This window comes from Streptosporangium sp. NPDC005286 (assembly GCF_040607515.1).
In the GTDB taxonomy this organism is placed as follows: Bacteria; Actinomycetota; Actinomycetes; order Streptosporangiales; family Streptosporangiaceae; genus Streptosporangium.
Window position 1 is genome coordinate 48607 of record NZ_JBEXGU010000050.1, and the last position, 6480, is coordinate 55086.

General features: G+C 69.5%; 7 protein-coding genes. All 7 read left to right on the forward strand.

The window, feature by feature from the left end; all coding sequences use genetic code 11:
* Positions 1-58 precede the first annotated feature (58 nt).
* The 7 genes from ABZU75_RS20125 to ABZU75_RS20155 all read left to right on the forward strand — a co-directional run bounded on the left by ABZU75_RS20125 (position 59) and on the right by ABZU75_RS20155 (position 6107).
* Positions 59-637: a PadR family transcriptional regulator gene (locus ABZU75_RS20125; RefSeq protein ID WP_355556075.1), complete on the forward strand. Its 579-nt coding sequence runs from the start codon at positions 59-61 to the stop codon at positions 635-637.
* Positions 638-853: 216 nt separating this feature from the next.
* The gene (locus tag ABZU75_RS20130) at positions 854-1705 is read left to right on the forward strand and encodes a helix-turn-helix transcriptional regulator (protein ID WP_355556078.1); all 852 of its coding nucleotides are present in this window, start codon (positions 854-856) and stop codon (positions 1703-1705) included.
* A gap of 198 nt (positions 1706-1903) precedes the next feature.
* The gene (locus ABZU75_RS20135) at positions 1904-2740 is read left to right on the forward strand and encodes an aldo/keto reductase (protein ID WP_355556081.1); all 837 of its coding nucleotides are present in this window, start codon (positions 1904-1906) and stop codon (positions 2738-2740) included.
* 386 nt (positions 2741-3126) lie between these two features.
* Positions 3127-3495 (forward strand): BlaI/MecI/CopY family transcriptional regulator, encoded by a 369-nt coding sequence (locus ABZU75_RS20140; protein ID WP_355556084.1) that lies wholly within the window; start codon positions 3127-3129, stop codon positions 3493-3495.
* Positions 3492-4442, forward strand: a complete 951-nt coding sequence (locus ABZU75_RS20145) for a M56 family metallopeptidase (RefSeq protein ID WP_355556087.1) — start codon at positions 3492-3494, stop codon at positions 4440-4442. The genes ABZU75_RS20140 and ABZU75_RS20145 overlap by 4 nt, the downstream gene beginning before the upstream one ends.
* Before the next feature lie 49 nt (positions 4443-4491).
* Positions 4492-5376 (forward strand): F510_1955 family glycosylhydrolase, encoded by an 885-nt coding sequence (locus ABZU75_RS20150; RefSeq protein WP_355556090.1) that lies wholly within the window; start codon positions 4492-4494, stop codon positions 5374-5376.
* Between the two features lie 95 nt (positions 5377-5471).
* Positions 5472-6107: a methyltransferase domain-containing protein gene (locus tag ABZU75_RS20155; RefSeq protein ID WP_355556093.1), complete on the forward strand. Its 636-nt coding sequence runs from the start codon at positions 5472-5474 to the stop codon at positions 6105-6107.
* Positions 6108-6480: the final 373 nt, after the last annotated feature.

A 6480-nucleotide genomic window follows, 5' to 3' on the forward strand; every position in this document is an offset into this window, starting at 1 on the left:
CAATACATGTATATTTGTACATGTTCTAGGGCAAGTTGGACGCCCCTATGCTGAGGGCATGTCGCTTCAGCACGCACTGCTCGGCGTCCTGGAGGCGCGCCCGATGAATGGGTACGAACTGACCCGCTTTTTCGATGCCGCCCCGCGCTGGGTGTGGTCCGCGCCGCAGAGCCAGATCTATCCGACGCTTCGCCAGATGGAGCAGGCCGGGCTCATCGAAGGTCAGAAGGAGATCCGTGGCACGCGGCTGAAGCGGACGGTGTACTCGATCACCGAGCGCGGGCTTGAGGAGCTGAGGACCTGGCTGGGCACCGGCCACGCCCTGGCTCCGGTGCGCGACTCGTTCTTCCTGCAGGCACTCTTCTTCGACATGATCGACACGGATCGGGCCGCGTCCGTGCTCAAGGCGTACATCGCCGAGCAGGAGCAGCTGATCACGGAGTGGCGCGCGCACCGGGAAGCGCTGCTGGCCAAGGACACTGACCTGCTCAAGGAGCGGCTGAAGAACCGCCCGCCGGCCGAGCACGACCGCATCGCCGGGCTGAAGGCGCACGTCTTCACGGGCCAGATCGCCGTCGCCCAGGCCCGCGCCGACTGGGCCCGCGAAAGCCTCCGCCTCCTCGCGGAAGGCGTCTGACCGAGCGAGGGACGCCCGGACGGCCGCAGCGGAGCCGGAAGACTGCTGTCGCCGGCTACGCGCGTTGACGTTCGCGCAGGTAAGCGCGGCTATTTGCAGGTCCCTCCAGCGGTCGTGGTCGTGGTGGTCTTGGCAGTCATGCTCCCAACGAGGCCGGGCTGAGGCTGGCCCTGACAGGGCGACGATGAGCGCGCCGGGGGCCGGTAGGTTGCGGGTGTGAGCGACAACGAGCTGGGCGCGTTCCTGCGGAGCCGCCGGGAGGCCATCAGTCCCGCCGACGTAGGGCTCCCCGCCGGGTTCCGGTGGCGGACCCCCGGGTTGCGCCGCGCCGAGCTGGCCACGCTCGCGGGGATCAGCGTGGAGTACCTCGCACGGCTGGAGCAGGGGCGCGACCGGCATCCGTCCCCGCAGGTGCTCGGCGCGCTCGCCGACGCCCTGCGGATGTCCACCGACGAACGTTTTCACCTCAGGCTCTTGGCGAAGGCGACCGAAGGCGGCAGCGTGTTCGTCTGCCCTTCGGCGCAGCCGCCGGTCGTGTCCGTCCGGCCGACGGTGCGGGCGCTGCTGGACAAGCTGGAACCCGCCCCGGCGGTGCTGATCAACCGGATGACACAGGTGCTCGCGTACACCACAGGCTTCGAGCGCCTGGCCCGGCCCACCGGCCTCCTGGACGCGGCCGAGCCCAGTTTCGTACGATTCGTGTTCACCGATCCGCGCGCCCGCGACATCTACCCCGACTGGGACGCCGTCGCGACCCAGCAGGTCGCCACCCTCAAGTGCGCGGCCGGTTTCGCCGACCCGCACGTGGCGGCCCTCACCGACGAGCTCACCGTCACGGCCGGCGGACCCTTCGCCGAGCGGCTCACGACGCCGGGCGTCCCCGAGCGGGCAGGTGTCCAGCGCTGGGCGCATCCGCAGGCCGGGGAACTGCGCCTCGCGTACGAGGCCCTCGAACTCGCCGACGACCAGCGCCTGATCGCCTACCTTCCGGCGGACGAGGCGTCGTCGGCCGCGCTCGATCGCCTGGCCGGCCGCCACCCCGGCACGCTCCGCGTCGTCAACGGCTGACCGCAGAAGGCCGCCTGCCGGGGCCGGCCTGTCCTCCTGGTGAGCTCGGCACTCGGGGTGGGTGCCATGAAGCGGAAAGTGGCTCTGTGTAATCGCTTGCCGGTGTCAGCAGGCCTTCGTCTGGCGACCCTCCGCCGGATATGACGATCACCGGCACTGTTATCTTGATCAACTTTGAGCGAGAGGCGAAACCGACACATGACATCGAGTACCTTCCGCATTGGGGGCGCGATCGACGTACGGCGGCTCGGCTTCGGGGCCATGCAACTGCCGACCGAACCCGGACCGGCTCGGGAAGCAGCCATCGCTGTGGCCCGACGAGCCGTCGACCTGGGCGTCACACTGATCGACACCGCGCACCTGTACGGGTGGGGCGCCAACGAGGAGCTCCTCGCCGAGGCGCTGCACCCCTATCCGGACGACCTGCTCATCGCGACGAAGGTCGGGATCGCGCCGCCGAACCCTCCGCACGATGCGGCGATCTGCGGCCGGCCGGACTTCCTGCGGGATCAGGTCGAGCAGGGCCTGCGCCGGCTTCGCGTCGAACGGCTCGAACTGCTCCAGTTGCATCGCATCGATCCGGAGGTGCCGCTCGCCGACCAGCTGGGGGCGCTGCGCGAGCTCCAGACCGAGGGAAAGATCGGCCTCATCGGACTGTCCGAGGTCACCGTCGCCGAGCTTGAGGAGGCACGGCAGATCATCGACGTCGCGAGTGTGCAGAACCGCTACAGCATGCTCGATCGCGAGCACGAGGCCGTGCTCGAGGCCTGTGCCGCGGCGGGGATCGCCTTCCTGCCCTGGCGGCCCGTCCACCCCGCGGTATCGGCGGCGACGGCCGAGATCGCCGCCGTGGCGGCCGAACTCGGCGCCACCGCGGCGCAGGTCGCGCTGGCGTGGCTGCTCCACCGCTCACCGGTCGTGCTGCCGATTCCGGGCACCGCCACCATCGACCACCTGCGGGAGAACGTCGCCGCGGCGAACCTGCGGCTGAGCGGCGATCAGCGGCGGCGACTCGATCGGCTCCGGCCGCGATGAGTCACCCGCCGTCGCCACGCTACCTCGAGGTCAAGCTCTGCACCCCGGACAGAAAGGGCTGTGAGTAGAAGATCGCCACCAGGTCCTCCACCACCAGGTGCGCCGGCCGCGAGCAGCCGCGACCGATTGCCGGTCCGGTCCACGCCGACGATCTCCTGGTGCCAGTCGGCGCCTACCTTGCGCAACCCGACTGGGTAATTCCGGCTGCCGTATACGGCTGGAGGTGTACGGGCGATGTCTCTTCCGCCGGAAGGCCCCCGGGACTCGGGCTCACCCGGATCGCGATCCCGGCGATTCGCGGGCCGACGGTGGAAGTGATGCACGGCCGGACATCTACGACGGCCGGTAGCATTGAGTGATCCGCTGGTAGATGGGAGTCTCACCTGATGCGTGGTCTGGGAGACCTGGAGTCCACGGTCATGGAGCGCCTGTGGTCGTATCACCGGCCGGCGTCGGTCAGGGACGTGCTCGAAGATCTTCGTCGTGAGCGGGACATCGCCTACACGACCGTCATGACGGTGATGGACAAGCTGCACAAGAAAGGCCTGCTCCGCAGGAAGCCGAACGGCCGGGCGTATGTCTACGAGACGGTGGCCAGCAAGGAGGCATACACCGCCGAGTTGATGCGCAGCAGTCTCGCCTCCAGCGGAAACCAGGCGGCCACGCTGGTGCACTTCCTGGAGCGGCTGACCCCCGAGGAGGCGACCGCGCTGGAGGCCGCCCTGAAGGTGTATCCGCCCGGGGGGCGCACATGATGGCCGCGGCCGTCCTGGCCCTGTACGCGGTGGTCGCGGTGGTCGTGCTGCCCCGCCTGCTGGGCCGGGGCGAATGGGCTGATCGCGCACCTCGTCTGGCGATCTCCGTCTGGCTGGCCGGCTGCGCCTCCGTGGCCGCCTCTGCGATCTTCTCGATGCTCGCTGTCGCGATCCCGGCCAGTGTGATCGGCCATGGCCTGGCCGAGTTCTTCGAGGCGTGCGCGGACATGCTCTCCGACGGCTCGTCCCTTGCCGCCCCGGGCGCTCGCGCCGCCTTGCTCGGCGCCGGGCTGATCGCGGGCAGGATCGCCTACTGCGGAGCGGCCATCCTGGTCAGGGCACGACGGGAACGGCGACGTCACGCCGAGATGCTGAACCTCCTCGGCCGCCACGACGGCGCGCTGGACGCGGTCGTGCTCGATCACGACGAGGCCGCCGCCTACTGCCTGCCCGGCCGCGACGGCAGAGCGGTCATCACGACCGCGGCCCTGCGGTCCCTGGCTCCCGAGCAGGTCGCCGCTGTCCTCGCTCACGAGCAGGCGCACCTGCGCGGGCGCCATCATCTCGTCTTGGCCGCCGCCGAGGCCTTCTGTCGCGCCCTCCCTTATCTGCCGTTGTTCGCCCGGGCCCGGAGCGAGATCGCACGGCTGATCGAGCTCCTCGCCGACGACGTCGCGGCCCGCCGCCACCCGCGTATCCACATCGCCGCCGCGCTGGTCCGGCTCGCCACGGGGCGGGCACCGGCGTTCGCGCTGGGCGCGGGTGGCGAGACGGCCCTCACCCGTGTTCGGCGCATGCTCAGCCCGGCGGCTCCGCTCGGAGCCCGGGAACGCGTCGCGGGTCTGGCCGCGGTCGCCCTCCTTCTCATCGGCCCCGCGGCCGTGGCGGCGATTCCCGGGGTGGGCTCGTTCCTGGCCCATCACTGCCACGGCGTCTCACTGTTCTAGCCACCTACTAACTACGATGGTAGATAGTAGGTGGCGGTAGGGTGCTGTCATGGTCTCCATCAACCGGCGTCCTTGCCTGCGTACGGGCGTCGCCCTGGCCTTCCTGGCTCTTGCCGGCACGGCGTGCACCGAGGAGCCCTCATCGGGCGCCGCCGATTCGGCCGATCCCGGAATCGGGCACGTTCACGGTCTCGGTGTTGATCCGGCGGATGGCACGGTCTATGTCGCGGGGCATTACGGCCTGTTTCAGATCCGGTCCACGAACACGGCTCGGCGTATGGCCGATCGGATCCAGGACCACATGGGTTTCACCGTCGTCGGGCCCAGGACCTTCCTGGCCAGCGGACACCCGGGGGAGGCCGATGCCTCATCCGGGGTCTCCCCGCACCTGGGGCTGATCCGCACGACGGACGCCGGCGCCACCTGGACCTCGGTGTCGGAGGCGGGCACCGCTGACTTCCACGCCATTCAACCGGCGGGCGCCACCCTCTACGCCTACGACAGCCAGAAGGGGCAGATACGGCGCAGCGGTGATCAAGGCAAGAGCTGGGTGCCGGGAGCGAGAGCAGAGGTGATCGATCTGGCCGCTCATCACGAGAAGCCGAATCGCGTGTACGCGACCACACCGACCGGGCTCCGGGTCAGCGATGACGGCGGCGTGAACTTCACCGCGCTCGCCGATTCCCCGCTCATGTCCCACGTGGACTCTGTCGGCAAAGACGATCTCGTCGGAGCCGGGACCGACGGCCAGGTGCACACCAGCAGGGACTCCGGCAGGACCTGGCAGGTGGCGGGCCGGCTGCCAGGCCAGGTCGCCGCCTTCGCGGCTGTCGACCGGCAGCGTCTCCTCGCGGCCATGGAGGACGCAACCGTCGTGGAGTCAACAGACGGAGGACGCCGGTTCTCCGTGATCTACCGTCCCGCCTCGAGCTGAGGTCTCCCGCGGGCCGTGGCTCGATCGCTCCAGCTCGGGGGGAGGGGGGGCAGAGCCGCCGGTGAGCCGGCAGGTGATGATGGGAGCGGGAGGAGATGATGACGAAGACCGGCATAAGCCATCCGATCTTCGCGCGGTTCTATGCCCGCGTCAGCCAGGTGGTGGAACGCGCAGGGCTGGCCGAGCGTCGCGAGGCGCTGCTGGCCGGGCTCTCGGGAAAGGTGATCGAGGTGGGTGCCGGCAACGGGCTGACCTTTGCTCATTACCCGCCGGCCGTCACCCGGGTGCTTGCGGTCGAACCGGAGCCGTGTCTGCGTCGGCTCGCACGGGCCAATGCCGGCAAGGCACTCGTTCCGATCGACGTCGTCGACGGCCTCGCCGACCGGCTGCCGGGTGAGGACGCGAGCTTCGACGCCGCGGTCATGTCGCTGGTGTTGTGCTCGCTTCCCGACCAGGGCTCGGCGTTGCGGGAGGTGCGCCGGGTGCTCAAGCCCGGAGGGCAGCTGCGTTTCCTGGAGCACGTCCGGGCCGACTCGCCCGGCATGATTCGCGTCCAGCGTCTGCTGGACGCGACGATATGGCCCGGCCTGTTCGGGGGCTGCCACACCGGCCGCGACACCGCGGCGGTGATCGAGCGGTCCGGATTCACCCTTGAGAGGCTGGAACGGTTCCTGTTTTCCGACGTTCGCACGCCGTTGTCCTATCTCGTTCTCGGCGTGGCCCGCCGGTGAGATAGGACCAGGGTGCGTCCTGGTCCTATCTCACCGGTAGCGACCGCGTCGCGGCACGCTCATGGCCACAGGTTGTCGCGATCCACCGAGGAAGGCCGGCCGGCCGGTTCCAGCTCGACCGTGGCTGTCCGCACAGCGACGGAACGAGCAGGGGGAATTCCTTTGAGCGCTACTTGTCGTGAGCGCGGCGGATGAACCACGACACCAAAAGCCTGCGTAAGGAGCTTGCAGCGGTCCGCCCGGCGATCTCGGGATAAACGGCGCGCGATTGTGGATCAAGCCCGGAGCTGGCGGGCATGGGCGCCGAAGTGAAGCCGGTACCTGATCGAGTGCCTGTGCCGGGAGTGACCGTGGGGAATTTCGCCGATCACGC